We start from the raw sequence: 19,476 nt of genomic DNA, 5'->3' as shown, positions 1-19,476 counted from the left end.
TAAACCGATGGCGAGCGACGCTACACACGCAGATCATCACGAAGATCACCCGACCGGTTGGCGGCGATATGCCTACTCAACCAACCACAAAGACATCGGTACGATGTATTTGATCTTCGCCATCATGTCAGGCGTCATTGGCGGCCTGATGTCGGTTCTGATCCGTGCCGAACTTCAGGCACCGGGCGACCAGATCCTGGGCGGTGACTACCACTTCTACAATGTGCTGGTGACGGCTCACGGCCTGATCATGATCTTCTTCATGGTGATGCCGGCAATGATCGGCGGCTTCGGCAACTGGTTTGTACCGCTGATGATTGGCGCGCCGGACATGGCGTTCCCGCGCATGAACAACATTTCGTTCTGGCTTCTGCCGGCTGCTCTTGGCCTGCTCGTCATCTCGCTGTTTGTTCCCGGACCGCCGGGCGCCAATGGCGTTGGCGGTGGCTGGACGATTTATCCGCCGCTTTCAACGTCCGGACAGCCCGGACCAGCGATGGACTTCGCCATCCTGGCGCTGCATATCGCAGGTGCCTCATCCATTCTGGGTGCCATCAACTTCATCACAACCATCTTCAACATGCGCGCACCGGGCATGACCCTGCACAAGATGCCGCTGTTCGTATGGTCGGTACTGGTCACAGCCTTCCTGCTGCTGCTGTCGCTTCCGGTTCTCGCTGGCGCCATCACCATGCTGCTGACAGACCGTAACTTCGGCACCACCTTCTTTGATCCTGCCGGTGGCGGTGACCCGATCCTGTTCCAGCACCTGTTCTGGTTCTTCGGTCACCCTGAAGTGTACATCCTGATCCTGCCGGGCTTTGGCATGGTCTCGCACATCATTTCCACGTTCTCACGCAAGCCCGTGTTCGGCTATCTCGGCATGGCCTACGCCATGGTCGCGATTGGCGCCGTCGGCTTCATCGTGTGGGCGCACCACATGTATACGGTGGGTCTTGATGTGGACACGCAGGCCTACTTCGTCTTCGCCACCATGGTGATTGCGGTGCCGACCGGCGTGAAAATCTTCTCGTGGATTGCCACCATGTGGGGCGGCTCCATCGAGTTCAAAACACCCATGCTGTGGGCTGTCGGCTTCATCTTCCTGTTTACGCTTGGTGGCGTAACAGGCGTGGTGCTGGCCAATGCCGGCGTCGACCGGTCGCTGCATGACACCTACTATGTGGTGGCTCACTTCCATTACGTGCTGTCGCTGGGTGCCGTGTTCGCCATCTTTGCAGGCTGGTACTACTGGTTTGGCAAAATGTTCGGCTACTCCTGCTCGGAGTTCATCGGCAAGCTGCACTTCTGGGTGACGTTCATCGGTGTGAACCTCATCTTCTTCCCGCAGCACTTCCTCGGCCTTGCCGGTATGCCGCGCCGTTACGCGGACTATCCCGATGCCTATGCCGGCTGGAACTATGTGTCGTCCATCGGCTCATACATCTCAGCGTTTGCTGTCCTGATCTTCCTGTGGGGCGTCATCGAAGCCTTCATGGCGAAGCGCAAGGTCGCCAACAACTACTGGGGCGAAGGCGCAACAACACTGGAGTGGACCCTGTCGTCACCTCCGCCGTTCCACCAGTTCTCAACGCTGCCGCGCATCAAGTAAGGCACGCAATCAAGGATGAAGCGCTAGTATGAGCGACATCACCTATACGCAAAGCGGAGGCTCCAACGGGGCCTCCGTTTCTGCTTCCCCGGCAACGCCCGGCTATATGGAAGCTGACATTGCGGACTATTTCGCGCTGCTGAAGCCGCGCGTGATGTCGCTTGTCATCTTCACAGGCCTCGTCGGCATGATGATTGCGCCTGGAAGCATTCACCCGCTCACAGCATTCACAGCCCTGCTGTGCATTGCCGTTGGCGCGGGCGCATCCGGCGCACTCAATATGTGGTGGGACGCAGATATTGATGCGGTCATGGAACGCACCGTCAATCGCCCGATTCCAAAGGGCGTTGTGTCCGCGCAATCTGCAGCAGCCTTTGGCGCGACCCTCTCAGCGGCATCGGTCTTCGTGATGGCGGCTCTTGTGGGCTATCTGCCCGCGGCACTGCTCGCCTTCACCATCATCTTTTATGTCGTCGTCTACACGATGTGGCTCAAGCGCGCGACATCGCAGAACATCGTTATCGGTGGTCTGGCCGGAGCGCTTCCGCCTGCCATTGGCTGGGCGTCCGTGACCGGCAGTCTTGCTGTCGAGCCATTGGTTCTTGTGGCCATCATCTTCATGTGGACGCCGCCGCACTTCTGGGCACTGGCCCTCGTGCGCAATGACGACTACACGCGCGCAGGCGTGCCCATGCTGCCGGTAGTGGCGGGCCCCGATGCGACACGCACACAGATTTTGCTGTACTCGCTGGTGCTGGTGCCGCTCGGCGCTGCCCCTCTGGCGCTGGGCTTTGGCGGCCTCGTGTATGCCGTTGCGTCCCTTGGTCTTGGGGCCGGCTTCCTGGTGCTGGCCGTCAATGTATGGCGGCATCGCGCAGGCGACATCGCGAACAAGTCAGCGATGCGGCTATTTGGCTTTTCAATCTTCTATCTTTTCGCGCTTTTCGCGTCCCTTTTGATCGAGCGCATGGCGGGTCTTGCCGCCTTTGCGCCATGGATATAGGGCACGCGAAGAATGACTGAACACGAGGACAAAACGACAGAGACAGCGACGGTGACGCTCACCCCGGAGCAGCAGGCTCGCCTGCGCCGCCGCAACATCGCTGTCGCCTTGGGTCTGGTGGCCATGGTGGGACTATTCTTCGCAATGACTTTGGTCCGGCTCGGCGGTAACGTCGCAGACCGCACCTATTAGTGAAGAGGTGACAAAGATGACGGCAACAGTTGCAAACAACCGGCTCGCCAAGCGCGAAAAGCAGATTGTCATGGCCTGCGCCATTGTGGTTGGCGGTATGGTCGGTATGGCCTACGCGGCCGTGCCTTTGTATGACCTGTTCTGCCGTGTGACCGGATATGGCGGCACCACTCAGGCAACCTCTGAATTTTCTGATGTGATTCTTGATCGCGTGGTGACTGTGCGCTTTGATGCCAACACCAACCGCGACCTCGACTGGGGCTTCAAGCCACAGCAAACCGCGACCGACATCAATGTGGGCGCAGACGGTTTGGCATTCTACACCGCTGAAAACCGCTCCAACCGCCCGATCGTTGGCACCGCGACATACAATGTTACGCCACAAAAGGCCGGCGTGTATTTCGCCAAGGTGGAGTGCTTCTGCTTCACTGAACAGCTGCTGATGCCGGGCGAAAGCATCGACATGCCCGTTACATTCTTCGTTGATCCGGCCATCGCCGATGATCCGAATATGGACGACGTATCGACCATCACGCTGTCATACACTTTCTACGAAAAAGCGAATCCGACGACACAAATCACGGCCTCCGCTAACTAGCGGGGTAATTGGAACACCTACCCGCAGTCATGTAGGCTGCGGGTGGACACGACTTTAAGAGCATCCGGGGAACGATATGGCCGACTCACACGCCAAAGAGCATGATTATCATCTGGTAGATCCCAGCCCGTGGCCGTTTGTCGGCTCAATCGGCGCCTTCATCATGATGGTGGGCGGTGTCGTCTACATGAAGCCAGACCCGGTTCTGGGCATGTCCGGCCCATGGGTCTTCTACATTGGCCTCGCCATGGTGCTCTACACCATGGTTGGTTGGTGGCGTGACGTCACAAAGGAAGCTGAGCATCAGGGTCACCACACACCTGTTGTGCAGCTCCATCACCGCTACGGCATGGTGTTGTTCATTGCATCAGAAGTGATGTTCTTCGTGGCCTGGTTCTGGGCTTATTTTGACGCCAGCCTGTTTACGGGCGAAGTGGCACAGTATGCCCGCGTTGAAGCGACCGGCGGTGTCTGGCCGCCTGTTGGCATTGAAACATTTGATCCCTTCCATCTGCCGCTGATGAACACGCTGATCCTGCTCACATCGGGCACGACAGTAACCTGGGCCCACCACGCCCTGCAGAACGGCGACCGTGAAGGCCTGAAATGGGGCCTGATCTGCACCGTTGTTCTTGGTGTGCTCTTCTCAGCCCTTCAGGCGTATGAATACAGCCACGCTGCCTTCGGCTTCTCCGGCAGCATCTACGGCGCAACATTCTACATGGCCACCGGCTTCCACGGTTTCCATGTGATCATTGGCACCATCTTCCTGGCTGTGTGCCTGTTCCGTGCCTATGCGGGCCACTTCACACCCCAGCACCACTTCGGCTTTGAAGCCGCGGCTTGGTACTGGCACTTCGTGGATGTGGTTTGGCTGTTCCTCTTCGCTGCCATCTATGTGTGGGGCGCGGGGACACCTGCCGCTCACTAGCGGGCCTCGACAAGGCTTGAATAATTTCGAACGCGACAACAGCGCTCCAGCCGTCTCCCCCCCAGTATCACCTTGGGTGGCGGGACTGCTGGGGCGCTGTCCTCGTTGTGGCAGGGGAAACCTCTTCAAGGGTTTCCTGAACGTCGCTGATCGCTGTCCGGATTGCGACCTCGACTATGCCAAGGTTGATACTGGCGACGGCCCGGCAGTTTTCATTATTCTCGTGGCTGGCTTCTTCATTGTCGGCCTGGCGCTGATTGTGGAAGTCTCATACCAGCCGTCCTATTGGGTGCATGCCATCATCTTTCTGCCATTGGCTCTGGGTGTGCCGCTTGGGTTGTTGCGTCCTTTCAAGGCCACCCTTATTGCCCTGCAGTTTCATAATCGAGCCCGCGAAGGGCGACAGGATATGGGAGACGACCCGTCATGAGTTTACGTCCCATGCTGTGGCCCACAGTGTTTGCTGTTCCCGCCCTCATTGTCCTGATCCTGCTTGGCAACTGGCAGATGGAGCGCCTTGCGTGGAAGGAAGATCTTCTTACCCAGATAGCGCAGGGCATGTCAGCGGACCCGGTGCCCCTGCCGGCCAGCGACACATGGGCATCAATTGACTCGTCCATCCAGCGCTATACGTCGGCCTCTGCCACAGGCGTTTTCGATCATGCCAATGAAGCGCATGCTTACATTTCGTCCCTGAGCGGCGAGCCGGGATATCACGTCATTACGCCTTTGCAGCTATCGCAGGGCGGATGGCTCCTGGTGGACCGCGGTTTCGTGCCTATTTCAAAAAAGGCGGCAGATTCACGGCCCGCCGGCCAGGTGAGTGGCGAAGTGACCGTGCAGGGCGTGCTGGTGGTCCCCGATGAAGCCAATGCCTTCACCCCGGATCCCGATCTCGTCAAAAATGTCTGGTATCACCGCCCCATTGACCTTCTTGCCGACAAGGCGGGCATCTCTCTGGTCTTTCCAATGCTGATGGATGCGGGCCCTGTGCCCAATCCAGGCGGCCTGCCGGTGGGTGGTCAGACTCGCCTTGAGCTCAAAAACCCGCATCTGGGCTATGCCCTCACCTGGTATGGCCTCGCTGTGACCCTGATCGGGGTGTGGCTGGCCTTCTTTTTTGCACGCGGCCGGGCGGGGGCAGATGCATAGCAGCTTGCTGACCCGGCCCTTGCCCCGATAAACCCCTGCGGCCTATGGTGCGCCGCTTTCCACTCAGGCACACGACAAACCGCGGAACACGACAAACACATGCGTTACGTATCCACCAGAGGCGACGCGCCCATCCTTGATTTTGAGGATGTGCTCCTCTCGGGCCTTGCCCGTGATGGCGGTCTGTATGTGCCTGAATCATGGCCCACCTTCAGTGCCGCGGACTTTGCCGACATGGCTGGCCGTCCGTACACAGACGTCGCCACCCGCATCGTGACGCCGTTCGCACCTTCCATTGCGCAGGACGATATCGCGTCCATGGTGGATGCCGCTTACAGCACATTCTCGCACCCTGCCGTTGCGCCACTGGCCCAGCTGGATGCCAACGAATTTCTGCTGGAACTGTTCCACGGGCCAACGCTGGCCTTCAAGGATCTGGCGATGCAGCTGCTCGGTCAGCTCTTCTCCCATGTGCTGACCAAGCGCGGTGAGAAGGTGACCATTGTTGCTGCGACATCCGGTGATACGGGCGGAGCCGCCATTGAAGCCTTTGCAGGTCTTGAAGCGGTCAACATCGTTGTCCTGCATCCCAAGGGCCGTGTCTCTGATGTCCAGCGCCGTCAGATGACGACGGTCAAGGCATCCAACGTGCACAACGTCGCGCTGGACGGGAACTTTGATGATTGTCAGGCCATCGTCAAAGCCATGTTCAATGATCTGGATTTCCGCGACCGGGTGAAGCTTGCGGCCGTGAACTCCATCAACTGGTCGCGCATTCTGGCGCAGGTCGTATACTACGTGACCGCTGCCACAACGCTGGGCGCGCCTCACCGCAAAGTATCGTTCTCGGTGCCGACCGGAAATTTTGGTGATATCTTTGCAGGCTACGTCGCCAAGCGCATGGGGCTGCCGATCGACAAACTGATCGTTGCGACCAACATCAACGACATTCTGGACCGCACCCTCAAGACGGGCAGTTACACCGTCGAAGGCGTCACACCAACGGACGCGCCGTCCATGGACATTCAGGTCTCTAGCAATTTCGAGCGGCTCCTGTTTGAAGCCTATGGCCGCGACGCGTCCAAGGTGCGTGCGGCGATGGGTGCGCTCACCCAATCCGGCAGCTTCACCATTGATGACCCGGCGATCTCAGCGATCCGCAGCGACTTCGGGTCCGCGCGGGTGAGCAATGATGCCATGCACGCGACCATGCAGCAGGTCTTTGCGACCTTGGGCATGCAGATTGATCCGCATACGGCAGTCGGCCTTGCTGCCGCACGGGACACTCTGGACCCGACGGGCGCGCCCATGGTCACACTGGCCACAGCACACCCGGCCAAGTTCCCGGCAGCGGTTGAGAAGGCCACCGGCCAACACCCAAGCCTGCCGCCACACTTGAACGATCTGTTCGACCGCGAGGAACACATGACCGCTATGCCGAACGATCTGGGCGATATGCAGCGATTTGTTGAAGAAAAGATCGCCGCCTCATGACGGTGACCGTCTCGCATCTCGACAACGGGCTGACCATCGTCACCGATGAGATGCCGCACATCAAGACGGCAGCCGTTGCCCTGACAGTGAATGCCGGTGCACGCCACGAAACACCCGAGCAACACGGCATCGCGCACATGCTGGAGCACATGGCGTTCAAGGGAACGGCCACGCGCTCGGCTGCTGAAATTGTTGGCGCGATAGAACGTGTCGGCGGGTCGCTCAATGCAGCCACGTCCCATGAAAACACGGTCTATGCTGCGCGCATTTTGGCCGAAGACGTACCGCTGGCGATCACGCTCATTGCGGACATTCTGGAAAACTCCCGCCTAGAGGCAGATGAACTGGCCCGCGAACAGGGCGTTGTCCTGTCTGAAATTGGCGAAGCAGAAGACACACCGGACGATCTCGTCTTTGAAATGATGTCCGAAGCAGCCTTCCCGGATCAGCCTCTGGGCCGACCGATCCTTGGCACCCGTGACAGCGTGCGCGCCATGACGGCGGACAGCATTCGTGGATATCTAGCCTCCCACTACCGTCCGGGCGCCATGATCCTGAGTGCAGCGGGCGCTGTAGATCACAGAACCATTGTGGCACTCGCCGAAGACGCTTTTCAGGCAAAGGGTGCAGCCCCGGCAAGCGAATTCGGCAAAGCGGCCTATGCAGGCGGCACAACGGCCCGGGCCCGTGATCTCGACCAAACCCATCTGGTGCTTGGCTTTGAAGGCGCGGCAACCGGCAGCGATGACTTCTTTACCGCAGACATTGCGTCAACCGTCCTTGGTGGCGGCATGTCCTCGCGATTGTTTCAGGAAGCCCGTGAAAAACGCGGCCTGTGCTACTCCATCTATGCCTATAGCTGGGGTTTTGCTGATACCGGCCTGTTTGGCGTTTATGCAGGCGCTGCTCCCACTGATGTGGAGGAGCTGGCCCGCGTCATTCATGGCGAAGTTGCTGACATGGCGGCAAGTGCCAATGAGGATGAGATCGCCGCTGCACGGGCTCAGTCAAAGGCCGGTCTATTGATGAGCCTTGAGAACTGCGCCTCCCGCGCTGAACAGGTTGCGCGGCATCTGGTGGTTTTCGGCAAGGTTCTGTCTGCGGACGATCTGGTGGCGCGGCTCGATGCCGTGACAACCGATGATGTGCGCCAGTTCATGGGACGGCTTGCAGCACCCACGGTCTCCCCCACAGTCTCGATCGTGGGGCCAAACGCATCTCTTGCCAGTGCCAATGGGTTCGCGGCACACTTTCAATCGTAATTTCCACCAAACGAACAAGACCGCTCGATAGTTCCGATGGCTCTTCTCCGCAACAATTCTGCAAGTGACGATGCCTATGTCGTAGAGGGTGACGGCGTGGTGCTGCGCCTGCCACGCAATGCAGACTATGTGGAATGGGCGGAACTGCGCGCCCGCAGTCGGGCGTTCCTGACGCCATGGGAACCAACCTGGCCGGCAGATGATCTGACCCGCACGGCATTTCGCAGACGCCTCAAGCGATACCAGCGCGATGTGCGCGATGATGAGGCCTATCCATTCTTCATTTTCTCGTCGCGCACGGGAAAACTTGTCGGCGGCTGCACCCTGTCGAACGTCCGCAGGGGCGTGGCGCAAACCTGTTCCCTTGGCTACTGGATTGGCGAACCTCATAAGCAGCAGGGCTACACGAGCGCTGCCGTCAAGGCGCTCATTCCCTTTGTCTTTGACCAGCTCAAGCTGCATCGGCTGGAAGCGGCCTGCCTGCCGACCAACGAACCATCAAGCGCGTTGCTCAAATCCTGCGGCTTCACCCAGGAGGGTTTTGCCCGCAACTACCTGCGCATAGACGGCGCCTGGCGCGATCATCTGCTGTTTGCGATTCTCTCAACCGATCCACGGACTTAAGACCCTCAGCACGCGGGTGAGTTCTTGTCAGAAGGCCGGGCAGGGGGCTACCAAGGTGGATCGGGAGATGGGCGTTGCAAGAGTGATTCGCCTGCCAGCGCCCGGGACGAGACACACCGCCAACCGCGAGGCCTGATCCATCTTCAACCGCGACCAGACAGGCAGGCACACATGCGAGCGCACAGGCGCTTCATGGCGCCATGTGCGGCGGCATGCAGCGGTTGCAGCACTTGTGTTGTCTGTCGGCATTGCGGGATGGACGTCGTCCACTCTGGCCCAAAGTCCGGATACCCCGCCTGCGGTGCCTATCCCGACCATTCCAACTTCGCAGGACCCCTCTGCGACTGACGCGGCAGCAGCGCCAACACAAGGCACAAGCCAGACCCTCGCCGATGAGTTGCCTGATGGCGCACCACGCAGTCTTCCGGTCGTGGTGATTGATCCGGCACAGCCCCATGTAGACATCACGCCGGTGGTCCTGCACTTGCCCGCGGACCGTGAGGCGGCATTCCCGGGGCCCATTCCCCTGGTGCTGAGCGACGAAGAGGTAGATTTCGCGCGCGTATGGTCCGTTTTCGCCCTGCAAAACCCACTGGACGAGCCGCAGCAACGCATCATTGCCATCGACAGATCCGCCCTGTGGTCATCCGGCATTGCGCCGGTGCGCAGCGGTCTTACTGAACTTGGCGCATGGCGCATCATGCCGCTTGAGTCAGTCACGCCAACGCAGATCATTTCAGGCAGTCAGGCAGGCCCGGCGCAGGCACGGTATCTCGTGTCGCTTCCCCCAGCTTCCACCACAAGCTTTGCACTTCCCGTAGGGGCCTCGGCGGCGACGCCTCTGCATATCTGGCAGCCCCAGGAACTGGCAGCAGCAGATGCAGCGCAAGCTGCGTTTTCGGGGTTGATCCTCGGTGTCCTGGCCATCGCCTTTGCTTTCTTTGCAGCCCAATGGGGTCAGCAACTATCCAATGAGTTCAAAGGCGCCAGAACCGGCGCTGCGACACCTGCGTATGGCGCGATCAAACTCGCAACCCTTCTGACCGGTGGTGCGCTTTTGTATGAACTGTCCGCGCAGGGGTTCCTCGCCGCAGCCTTTGGCTGGTCTGCCGGTTGGGACGCCCGCATGGCCGGTGTCACTCTGGCGCTGGCAACAGGTGCTGCGGCGCACGTCCTGGCGGCTGAACGCATTCGCGCCCTGTCGGCTGACCGCGAACGACTGGCACGGTTGGCCGGGTGGGTGGCCCTTGGCGCAGCGCTTCTTGCGTTGGTAGCGCCTTCTGTTGGGCTGCCCTTCGTGCGGCTTATGGCCTTTGCCGTAGCGCTGGGCGGTGTCGCAGCCCTGACCGCAGGGACAAGCAATGGAGAGAGTGGGGCGCCACGTATCACACCGGCGGCAGGTGAGTTACGCGCGGGCTGGGCCCTCATGGCGCTGGCCGCGGTGCTCGCGGCACTGGCAACGCAAGGCTTCCTGCCGCGCAGCCCGGCAGTGGAAATGATCATCCACGCACTCGCCGTGCTCGGCATCATGATTGTGGCGTACACGCTGGCAGGACCTGCCACCATGGGCGCTGCGCGAACAGCAGCCCGTCGGTCCATGGCACTTGGCCAGACAGCAAGCAATGCAGATCGGCGCGCGGACAGTCTGGCCATTGGCCGGGACACGGACCCTCAGCTGCCTGACATCAATGCGATCCGTGCCGAGCAGCGCAACGCGCTGGCGTTGGCAGGGTCGAGCGAAGCTGTGTGGGACCTTGATGTCACCACCGGCACGCTCTATGTGGACCCGTCCCTTGAGGCACATCTGGGCCTCGTGCCCGGGTCCCTGTGCGGTCGCCTTGAAACCTGGATGGCCCGCGTTGACCGCGATGACCGCCGCAATGTCTCTCAGGTGCTCGATGAAAATGTCGAGCGTGGCAATGCGACGTTCACCCTGGAGATGCGCCTCACCCATGCGGACCCGACCCAGGGCAGCCGATGGCTGGAACTCTGTGCCACCTGCTTTGCAGGCGACAATGGCGCCGCGCGTCGATGCATCGGCACCGTAAAGGACGTCACCCAGCGCCGCGAAGAGCAGGCGGGTTTGGTGCGCGAAACCCTGCACGACCCGTTGACCGGCCTCGCCAATCGTCCGCTCTTCACAGACCGGCTGCACCGCGCCTGCCTGCGCGCCCAGGGAAGTCACGAGCGTATCGCGCTTATTCTGGCGGATCTGGATCGGTTCAAATCCATCAATGAAAGTCTCGGCCACGCCGCGGCAGACACCGTGCTCTCGGCACTGGCGCAGCGCCTCAAGGCATTGATTGCACCTGAAGACACATTGGCGCGCATCGACGGGGATACGTTTGCCATGCTGGTGGCCGGATGGTCTGACGAAACCGGACCCACCGAAATTGCCCAGCTTGTGCGCGAAACTGTTTCGCAGCCACTTGAAGTGTCCGGGCGGGAAATTTTCCCAACAGCCAGTGTCGGCTTCACAATCCGCGAACCACATCACGACAGCGGCGAAGTGCTTCTCGGCGAAGCAGACCTCGCTTTGCGCCTGGCCAAGCGGCAGGGCAATGCCGTGCAGCCGTTCCACCCCAATATGCGTCCGGCAGATGACGAACTGGCCACCGAGAGTGGCCTGCGTCGGGCGCTGGAGCGTGGCGAGATACATCTCGTCTACCAACCCATTGTCGATCTGGCATCCGGACGTCTTGCAGGCTTTGAAGCACTGATCCGCTGGCAGCATCCAGAGCGGGGTCTGATCTCGCCGGATGAATTTGTGCCGCTTGCAGAGCGCACAGGTCTTATCATTGATCTGGGCGCTTTCGTCCTTGATCGCGCCGCAAACGATCTGGCCGTCTGGCAAAAGGACTTCCCCCAGGACCCGCCGATCTTCTCAAGTGTCAATGTGTCGAGCCGCCAGTTGCTTGACGATCTGCCCGGTGCTGTCTCGAAGCTGCTTGGTCAAACGGCGCTCCCGCCATCGTCCCTGCGCCTTGAAGTGACTGAGTCTCTGGTGATGGATGACCCGGATCAGGCCGCAGAGATCCTTGCTGCGCTCAAGCAGACCGGCGTGAAGCTGGCGCTTGATGATTTCGGCACCGGCTATTCATCGCTGAGTTATCTGCAGCGCTTCCCGTTTGATGTCGTCAAGATCGATAAGAGCTTTGTTCAGGCCATGGGCACGGACGCAGATCAGGACGCCATCGTCCGCTCCGTCCTGACGCTTGCCGAAGACCTGAAACTGGATGTGGTGGCCGAAGGCGTCGAGGACGATGCCGCCCGCGCAAGCCTTCAGGCTCTGGGCTGCACGTATGGCCAGGGGTTCTATTTCGGCCAGCCTATGGAAGCCGGTGACGCCCACGATTTCATTGCGCGGCATACGGACTAGTCAGCCAGCCAGCTAGTCAGCCCATATAGGTCAGGCATGTCCCGTTTCACCTGACAGCAGGGACGGGTCGACGCCCAGGGTCGCCAGCGCCTGCGTCCATTTGGATTCGATGTCCGGTGCAAAAATGATGTCCGGCTCTGCGTCGCTCACCAGCCAGCCATTGGCCTTTATTTCGGCTTCAAGTTGTCCGGCTTCCCAGCCGGCGTAGCCAAGCGCCACCAGCTTGTCGTGCGGTCCGTCGCCATCCGCAATGGCCCGGATCACATCGGTCGTGGCCGTCAGTCGCACGCCGTTGCCCACCTGAATGGTGGAATTTGCACCGTCATATTCAGGTGAATGCAGCACAAACCCGCGCCCGCCATCCACCGGCCCGCCGGCCAGAATAGGGACCGATGGAATGGTCCGCGCTTCGGTCTCTATGGAGAGCTGCTCCATCAAATCAACAAACGTGATCTGGTCAGATGGCTTGTTGATGACCAGCCCCATGGCGCCTTCTGCACTGTGCGAGCACATGTAAATCACCGTGCGGGCAAAGCGGCTATCCTCCATGGAGGGCATGGCGATGAGAAACCGGCCCTGCAGGGAGCCTGTCAGGCCAGCCTCGTCCGGCTGGGGAACGAATGGATCGTCGCTGAAACTCATGCCATTACACTACCTGCTGGGGCTCAAGCTGCAAAAACATCTGTCATTTTGGCGTTAACACAGCATGACGGATGTTGGCGTGCTTTGGTGTTCACGCAAGGGTGACCGCGGCATCACGGCCAATTGGGTTGGTGTTCAGGTTTCCGCGCTAATATGGCGTCATTATGCAGATCGGTGTTTTCAGTATTGCGCTTCCAGCCGCCGCGGCCCTTGGCATCCTTGCCATTGCCGCGCCGGATAGTGCTGCGTCCGCTCAATCCAGCCTGTTCGGCGAGAGGTTTGCCTCCAGCCGGGCGGAACCCGGCGCAAGTGCGTGGGACAAGGCGCTCACATCCCGTCTGAGACTGATCGCCGCCCGAACCAGTGCAACAATGTTGCCGGACGAGGAAGCCCTGGTGGCCGGGGTTGAAATAACCCTGGACCCCAATTGGAAAACCTATTGGAGCAGCCCCGGCGACACCGGCATCGCGCCCATGTTCAGCTTTGATCGCTCGGTCAATGTTGCGTCTGTCGATGTGGCCTATCCCATGCCGGAGCGGTTTGATTACCCCGGCGACATCAGCTTTGGGTACGAAACGCAGGTCGTCTTTCCCCTGACCGTAACCCCGGTGGATCCCTCTCAGCCCGTCGAGCTGGTGGCCGACGTCATGTATGGCGCGTGCGAGGAGCTATGCATTCCGGTAGAGGCGCAGGCGACGCTCTTACTTCCAGCAATATTGGGTGAAGGTACAGGAGCCGCCAGCCCGTTTGCCGGCTTGCTTGCAGACTGGCGCAGCCGCGTCCCGGCTGAACATGACGCTGAGCTCACGTCTGTGTCCGCGACGTTGAAAGACCAGGCAAGTTTTCTGGAAATCATGGTGACGGCGCCGTCAGACTTCACGGACCCTGTCCTGATCGCAGAACCCAACGGCGGTGAGGGCCGTGTCTATCTGGGCAGCCCGACGCGCGCTCTCAATGAAGGGCAAGCCAGCTTTGTTTTCCCGGTCAAAACCCGGCGTAAACATGCAGGGCTTGAAGCCGGTGTGGCGTTCACCATCACCCTTGGTGATGAAACCGCAAATGGCACTCAATGGGCACAGCAGTTTGAGTATTCCCTGCCGCCTGCCAAATCCCATGACGCGGATGCAGATACCGATACTTCCGCATATTAGGCTGGCCTTTCTGGTCGCCTGTGGGCTTTAATGCCGCTCGATATCAGATCTCATTTTCCAGCAGGCGCGCCGTGGGTGCGCAGTTCAAGGGAGCCCTCAAATGGCCATCAGTGTTGGCGATCGTATTCCAGACGCAACTCTCACCGTCATGTCAGAAAACGGCCCAACGCCGCTGACAACCAGTGACATCTTCGGCGGCAAGAAGGTTGTGGTTTTTGCTCTTCCAGGTGCATTCACACCGACATGCTCCAACCAGCATCTGCCTGGCTTCGTTCAGCATGCGGACGACATCAAGGCAAAGGGCGTCGATGACATCATCTGCCTGTCCGTCAACGACGCGTTCGTCATGGACGCCTGGGGTAAACAGCAATCCGCTGACGGCAAGATCACCATGGTCGGCGACGGCAATGGCGATCTGACAAAAGCCATGGGCCTTGATTTCGACGGCTCCGGCTTTGGCATGGGCACCCGCTCCCTGCGCTATTCCATGCTCGTGGAAGACGGCGTCGTGAAGACGCTCAATCAGGAAGCAAATCCAGGTGAGGCCAAGGCATCCGGCGCTGAAACCATGATGGGTCAGCTCTAGTCTGGGTTTTTGACTGTACAAATTTCGGCGGGGCGCTTCGGCGCTCCGCCACTTGCTTGTTTACCGATAGGCCTCAAGCCCGCCGCGGGCCAGTTCATCGGCACGTTCGTTTTGCGGGTGTCCTGCATGGCCCTTGACCCAATGCCACTCAACCGTGTGGCGTGACGCCGCTTCTTCCAGCCGCTGCCACAGGTCCGCATTCTTGACGGGTTTCTTGGCTGCCGTGCGCCAGCCGTTCTTCTTCCAGCCGTGAATCCACTTGGTGATGCCGTCGCGCACATAGGTGGAGTCTGTGTGCAGATGCACTTCGACCGGCCGTTTCATGGTCTCAAGCGCCATGATCGCCGCCATCAGCTCCATGCGGTTATTGGTCGTATCGGCCTCGCCACCTGAGATTTCCCGCTCATTGTCGCCGGAGGTCAAAATGGCACCCCAGCCGCCGGGCCCCGGATTCCCCGAGCACGCACCATCCGTGTACACATCAACGCGCGTCATCAGCCACCATATCCATAATCTGCGGCACTCACCGCGTGTTGATGAAAGCGCAGGCGCTTCAAGTATTCACGCGGGTCCTTTGGTTTCACCAGCGCGTCCTGCGGCCCGTCGAGCCAGTCCACCAGACGCGTTAGCAGGAACCGCAGGGACGCCCCGCGCGCCAGCAGTGGCAGCGCCTGAGCTTCCTCTTCCTCAAGGCTGCGCACCTTGTTGTATCCGGATAAGAGCGCCCGCCCCTTGGTGACGTTGAAGCTGTCGTCGGCCTCAAAGCACCAGGCATTGAGACAGATCGCAATGTCGTAGGCGTAGGCATCCGTACACGCGAAATAGAAGTCGATAAGGCCGGACAACTCCCCGCCCATGAAGAACACATTGTCCGGAAACAGATCCGCATGGATGACACCGCGCGGTAGATCCTGGGGCCAGCGTGACGCCATGAGGTCGAGCTCATCCGCGATGAGATTGCCCAGTCCTTCGCTGACCGTGTCCGCACGCCCACCAGCTTGCTCTGCGAGTGCAGGCCATCCGTCTACTGAAAGCGCATTGGGCCGCGTCATGGCGAAGTCCGCGCCGGCCTCATGCATCTGCGCTAACGCCACGCCCACCTGTCCGCAATGGGAAGCCTGCGGCCGTTTTACATCCATGCCTTCAAGGAATGTCACCATGGCGGCCGGCCGGTCCGCCAGCCGGTGCAGGACGGAGCCGTCACGGGCGTGGACAGGGACAGGGCAGGACAGGCCATGGGCTGCCAGATGCTCCATCAACCCAAGAAAGAAGGGGAGGTCGCTTTCCGACGTGCGCTTTTCATACAGCGTCAGAATGAATGGTGACTGGGTCGTGTGCAGCAGGAAGTTGGAGTTCTCCACACCTTCCGCGATGCCCTTGGCAGACTGCAGCGTGCCGATGTCGTAGCGCGCCACGAAATCAGTCAACTCTTCGTCAGAAATCTCTGTGTAAACCGCCATGGGCCTTGGTATCAGCCCGACCGGCCCGGAAGCAACAGGTGTTGTGCAGGTTAGGCGATCAGTGCCCGAGGCAATTTGAAGATCACGTCCTCGGACGACACCGTGACTTCTTCAACCTGCACCGTGAAGCGCTTGGCGGCTTCATCAATGACACCCTGAACAAGTGATTCCGGCGCAGACGCGCCAGCAGTCAGTCCGATGCAGAAGTCATCGCCCTTGTTGGCCACAGCGGCCTCAAGCGCAGGCCAGTCCACTTCGCCGGACTTCTGCACCAGTTGCGCCTTAGGGCACCCGGCCTTTTCAGCAACTTCCACGAGGCGTACGGAGTTTGAGGAGTTGGGCGCGCCCACAACAAACATCATGTCGCACCCTTCCGCGATAGCTTTGACTGCCGCCTGCCGGTTTGTGGTGGCGTAGCAGATGTCATTCTTGTGCGGCCCGCGAATAGCTGGGAATCGGCGCGTCAGTGCGTTGACGATCTCAACCGTGTCATCCAGCGACAGCGTCGTCTGCGTCACATAGGCAAGCTTGGCTGGGTCCGGCGCGTCCACCTTGTCGGCGTCTTCCACGGTTTCCACCAGGGTGATGGCGCCATCGGGCAACTGTCCAAGCGTGCCTTCCACTTCCGGATGGCCTTCATGGCCGATCATCAGAATGTGGCGGCCTTCGTCGTGGTGGCGGTTGGCCTCCACATGGACTTTGGACACGAGCGGGCAGGTGGCGTCGAGATAGAACATGCCGCGGGACTCTGCATCCGCAGGCACTGCCTTGGGCACACCGTGGGCGGAGAAAATCACCGGACGGGTCGAATCTTCGATCTCGCTCAATTCTTCGACAAACACAGCGCCTTTTGCTTCCAGTCCCTCAACCACGTGACGGTTGTGGACGATCTCGTGGCGCACATAGACCGGCGCGCCGTATTTTTCGATCGCGCGCTCAACCATGAGGATGGCGCGATCAACGCCTGCACAAAAGCCACGAGGGGCCGCAAGGCGGATCGACAGCAGGGGAGCCTGAGGTGCTGGGTCTGTCACGCAACGTCTTTCTATTGCCGGTTAACGGGCGCTTGGCTACTGTTCGCCTCCCGCCGCCGTGTGGGACATGTTGATGGAAACCATCCGCGTGTCCTGAGGCGTAAGTGAGGCACCCGGGTCCCCAAGTCAAGGTATCGAATCGACGCATGGCCGACACACGAAACCCCAAGAAGAACATGGGCTTATCTTCTATTCGTTCGCCCTTTATACGCAGCAATGCGCGCGCTGGATTGGTCACTGCATTGGCTTTGATCGTGGCTGGCTGCGGCTGGTGGAGCGGCGAAGCACGCAAGGAAGAACGGCTCCGGGGCTGCCCCAATGCGGGCATTCTGACCGATGCCGAGCGGTTGACGGAATATCGCGAAGGCTCCGGCCGCGATATTACCGATGTCGCCTACACCTGGGAGTTGCTCGATGCTGTTGCCGATTGCAGCTATAGCGGCACCACAATTGATGTGGATTATGCCCTGAGCATGAGTGTCAGCGTTGGCCCCGCAGCAACCAGAAGCGTTGTATCTGCGCCGATTTTTGTCGCGGTGACGCGCGCGGGCGAATCGGTGCTGCAGAAAACCACCTTTGATGCGGAAGTAGAGTTCGAGCCCGGTCAGCGGACAGCCGTTTACACGCGAACCTTCAAGGGCCTCGAATTTGAAGTCGGCGAAGACAATGGTGCGCTGTACGACATTGTGCTCGGATTCCAGCTCACGCCGGCTCAGGTTGATGAAAATCGCGCACGGGCCCGATATTAGCCACGATTCCCGGCGGCATCTGTCTCCATTCAGAGACGTTAAAGTCACACAATCAGGCTGATCTGCAGGGGAATGGCCCCTGCGGACCCGCGTCGATTGACTCTTGACCCGCCCCACCTATCATCGCGCCTGTCAGCCGAACCTGCGCGGGAGAGTCTGACGGCATGCGGGCCCTTGAGGGACTGGCAGGCCATCGGCGCCGAAGGAGCAACCGCCCCGGAAACTCTCAGGCACCAGGGACCGCGTGGGGATGACACTCTGGAAAGCAGCAGGCGGGATTGATCCCATCTGCTCACCGAAGGAGTAAGCCCGCCACTGAGGCCCCCCAGACCATCGGGGACATTGCTTCGGGCAGGGTGAATCTCTCAGGTTTTCGACAGAGGGGGCGCTTGCCGCACGGGCTGGGAATCAGCGCAGGCGGGAGGCGGACCTCCGACTCTGGCGAAAGCAAAACCCACGTGGCTGACAGCTCACACGAAACACTCGAAACAACCGCCCTGCATGCGTTGCATGTGGAACTTGGGGCCAAAATGGTGCCCTTCGCTGGTTACGACATGCCGGTGCAATACCCGCTTGGCGTGCTCGGCGAGCACTTGCATACCCGCACCAAGGCCGGGCTGTTTGATGTATCCCACATGGGGCAGGCCTATCTCATCGGCCCGGACCATGAGACCACGGCCAAAGCGTTTGAGACACTTGTTCCCGGCGACATCGTGGGGCTGGCCCCCGGTCAGCAGCGCTACACCATTTTGCTCAATGCCGATGGCGGCATCATTGATGACCTGATGGTCACGCGCCCACTGGACCCGGCGCGCGCAGGACATCTGTTCATCGTTGTGAACGCCTCACGCAAGGCGATTGATTTTCCGCACATCCGCGCCGCACTGCCCGAAAATGTGAAGCTGGAAACCCTCGACACCCGCGCCCTCGTGGCGCTTCAGGGGCCCGGAGCCGTCGAAGTGTTCGCCAAGCACTGCCCTGCGGCCGCTGATCTGGTGTTCATGACGGCGACCCATGCCACGTTTGACGGCATGGATGTCCATGTCAGTCGCTCCGGCTACACAGGCGAAGACGGTGTTGAAGCGTCGGTTGCACCAGAGGACGCGGAAAAGTTCGCACGCGCCCTCCTGGCCCATGACGAGGTCGAGCCTATTGGTCTTGGGGCACGCGATAGCCTGCGTCTGGAGGCCGGCCTTTGCCTTTATGGCAACGACATCGACGAAACAACGTCTCCCATTGAAGCCAGCATCGCCTGGACCATTCCCAAACACCGCCGCGAGGCGGGGGACTTTCCCGGTGCAGCGCGCATCCTCAAGGAGCTCGCCGATGGCACGGCCCGCAAGCGGGTCGGCATTTTGCCTGATGGCAAGGCGCCTGCCCGTGGTCACACGGAAATTCAGGTAAATGGGACGACCACCGGCGAAATCACCTCCGGCGGCTTTGGCCCAACGGCTGATGGACCCGTGGCCATGGGCTATGTGGCCCGCGAGCACGCCAAGGCTGGCACTGAACTCGACCTCATCGTGCGCGGGAAACCGCGCGCTGCAAAGGTAGCCAAGCTGCCTTTCGCCCCCCATCGCTACGCAAAATAATCACACGGATTGATC

General features: G+C 60.2%; 19 protein-coding genes and 2 riboswitches. Of the genes, 15 read left to right on the top strand and 4 right to left on the bottom strand.

Annotation, left to right across the window (positions count from 1 at the left end; genetic code table 11):
* Positions 1-7: 7 nt before the first annotated feature.
* The 11 genes from ctaD to ABXH05_RS15860 all read left to right on the top strand — a co-directional run bounded on the left by ctaD (position 8) and on the right by ABXH05_RS15860 (position 12,247).
* The gene (gene ctaD, locus ABXH05_RS15910; RefSeq protein ID WP_353562226.1) at positions 8-1,612 is read left to right on the top strand and encodes a cytochrome c oxidase subunit I; all 1,605 of its coding nucleotides are present in this window, start codon (positions 8-10) and stop codon (positions 1,610-1,612) included.
* A gap of 106 nt (positions 1,613-1,718) precedes the next feature.
* Positions 1,719-2,615, top strand: a complete 897-nt coding sequence (locus tag ABXH05_RS15905) for a heme o synthase (RefSeq protein ID WP_461495720.1) — start codon at positions 1,719-1,721, stop codon at positions 2,613-2,615.
* 12 nt (positions 2,616-2,627) lie between these two features.
* Complete coding sequence (locus ABXH05_RS15900; RefSeq protein WP_348139081.1) at positions 2,628-2,807, top strand: cytochrome c oxidase system small membrane protein; 180 nt, start codon at positions 2,628-2,630, stop codon at positions 2,805-2,807.
* A 16-nt stretch (positions 2,808-2,823) separates the two neighbouring features.
* Complete coding sequence (locus ABXH05_RS15895; protein ID WP_348139083.1) at positions 2,824-3,405, top strand: cytochrome c oxidase assembly protein; 582 nt, start codon at positions 2,824-2,826, stop codon at positions 3,403-3,405.
* A 76-nt stretch (positions 3,406-3,481) separates the two neighbouring features.
* On the top strand, positions 3,482-4,336 hold the full coding sequence (locus tag ABXH05_RS15890) for a cytochrome c oxidase subunit 3 (RefSeq protein WP_348139085.1): 855 nt from the start codon (positions 3,482-3,484) through the stop codon (positions 4,334-4,336).
* 76 nt (positions 4,337-4,412) lie between these two features.
* Positions 4,413-4,766 carry a DUF983 domain-containing protein gene (locus ABXH05_RS15885; RefSeq protein WP_353562222.1) on the top strand — a complete coding sequence of 118 codons (354 nt, stop codon included), beginning with the start codon at positions 4,413-4,415 and terminating at the stop codon, positions 4,764-4,766.
* Positions 4,763-5,488: an SURF1 family protein gene (locus ABXH05_RS15880; protein ID WP_353562220.1), complete on the top strand. Its 726-nt coding sequence runs from the start codon at positions 4,763-4,765 to the stop codon at positions 5,486-5,488. Before ABXH05_RS15885 ends, ABXH05_RS15880 begins: the two co-directional genes overlap by 4 nt.
* A gap of 99 nt (positions 5,489-5,587) precedes the next feature.
* Positions 5,588-6,982, top strand: coding sequence for a threonine synthase (gene thrC, locus ABXH05_RS15875; protein WP_353562218.1), 1,395 nt, complete (start codon positions 5,588-5,590; stop codon positions 6,980-6,982).
* Positions 6,979-8,244 (top strand): M16 family metallopeptidase, encoded by a 1,266-nt coding sequence (locus ABXH05_RS15870; protein WP_353562216.1) that lies wholly within the window; start codon positions 6,979-6,981, stop codon positions 8,242-8,244. Before thrC ends, ABXH05_RS15870 begins: the two co-directional genes overlap by 4 nt.
* Positions 8,245-8,280: 36 nt before the next feature.
* Positions 8,281-8,868, top strand: coding sequence for a GNAT family N-acetyltransferase (locus ABXH05_RS15865; protein ID WP_043948485.1), 588 nt, complete (start codon positions 8,281-8,283; stop codon positions 8,866-8,868).
* A 202-nt stretch (positions 8,869-9,070) separates the two neighbouring features.
* Entirely contained in the window at positions 9,071-12,247 is a 3,177-nt protein-coding gene (locus ABXH05_RS15860) for an EAL domain-containing protein (RefSeq protein WP_353562214.1), read from the top strand.
* Between the two features lie 30 nt (positions 12,248-12,277).
* Here the strand turns inward: ABXH05_RS15860 and ABXH05_RS15855 are convergent, their stop codons facing one another.
* Positions 12,278-12,889 (bottom strand): YqgE/AlgH family protein, encoded by a 612-nt coding sequence (locus ABXH05_RS15855; protein WP_353562212.1) that lies wholly within the window; start codon positions 12,887-12,889, stop codon positions 12,278-12,280.
* A gap of 164 nt (positions 12,890-13,053) precedes the next feature.
* On the opposite strand from ABXH05_RS15855, the gene ABXH05_RS15850 reads away from it, so the two are divergent.
* Together ABXH05_RS15850 and ABXH05_RS15845 are read left to right on the top strand one after the other, a co-directional pair.
* Positions 13,054-14,040, top strand: coding sequence for a protein-disulfide reductase DsbD domain-containing protein (locus tag ABXH05_RS15850; RefSeq protein WP_353562210.1), 987 nt, complete (start codon positions 13,054-13,056; stop codon positions 14,038-14,040).
* A gap of 100 nt (positions 14,041-14,140) precedes the next feature.
* Entirely contained in the window at positions 14,141-14,626 is a 486-nt protein-coding gene (locus ABXH05_RS15845; protein ID WP_348139101.1) for a peroxiredoxin, read from the top strand.
* Positions 14,627-14,686: 60 nt separating this feature from the next.
* Here the strand turns inward: ABXH05_RS15845 and rnhA are convergent, their stop codons facing one another.
* Genes rnhA through ispH form a run of 3 tightly spaced genes read right to left on the bottom strand, consistent with a single transcriptional unit; the run spans position 14,687 to position 17,120 of the window.
* The gene (gene rnhA / locus ABXH05_RS15840) at positions 14,687-15,121 is read right to left on the bottom strand and encodes a ribonuclease HI (RefSeq protein ID WP_353562208.1); all 435 of its coding nucleotides are present in this window, start codon (positions 15,119-15,121) and stop codon (positions 14,687-14,689) included.
* Complete coding sequence (locus ABXH05_RS15835; protein WP_353562206.1) at positions 15,121-16,086, bottom strand: homoserine kinase; 966 nt, start codon at positions 16,084-16,086, stop codon at positions 15,121-15,123. Before ABXH05_RS15835 ends, rnhA begins: the two co-directional genes overlap by 1 nt.
* A 50-nt stretch (positions 16,087-16,136) precedes the next feature.
* Positions 16,137-17,120, bottom strand: a complete 984-nt coding sequence (gene ispH, locus ABXH05_RS15830) for a 4-hydroxy-3-methylbut-2-enyl diphosphate reductase (RefSeq protein WP_353562204.1) — start codon at positions 17,118-17,120, stop codon at positions 16,137-16,139.
* A 146-nt stretch (positions 17,121-17,266) separates the two neighbouring features.
* Between ispH and ABXH05_RS15825 the strand changes: the two genes are divergently transcribed.
* Both ABXH05_RS15825 and gcvT read left to right on the top strand, forming a co-directional pair.
* Complete coding sequence (locus tag ABXH05_RS15825) at positions 17,267-17,869, top strand: hypothetical protein (protein ID WP_353562202.1); 603 nt, start codon at positions 17,267-17,269, stop codon at positions 17,867-17,869.
* Positions 17,870-18,006: 137 nt separating this feature from the next.
* A riboswitch (glycine riboswitch) is annotated at positions 18,007-18,122 on the top strand.
* A gap of 1 nt (position 18,123) precedes the next feature.
* Positions 18,124-18,253, top strand: a riboswitch (glycine riboswitch).
* 74 nt (positions 18,254-18,327) lie between these two features.
* Positions 18,328-19,461 carry a glycine cleavage system aminomethyltransferase GcvT gene (gcvT, locus tag ABXH05_RS15820; protein WP_353562200.1) on the top strand — a complete coding sequence of 378 codons (1,134 nt, stop codon included), beginning with the start codon at positions 18,328-18,330 and terminating at the stop codon, positions 19,459-19,461.
* Positions 19,462-19,476 lie beyond the last annotated feature (15 nt).

It is taken from the genome of Pyruvatibacter sp. HU-CL02332, from assembly GCF_040362765.1.
GTDB lineage: Bacteria > Pseudomonadota > Alphaproteobacteria > CGMCC-115125 > CGMCC-115125 > Pyruvatibacter.
Note: the sequence above shows the minus strand (reverse complement) of the source record. Positions and strands in the feature narration are given on the sequence as shown.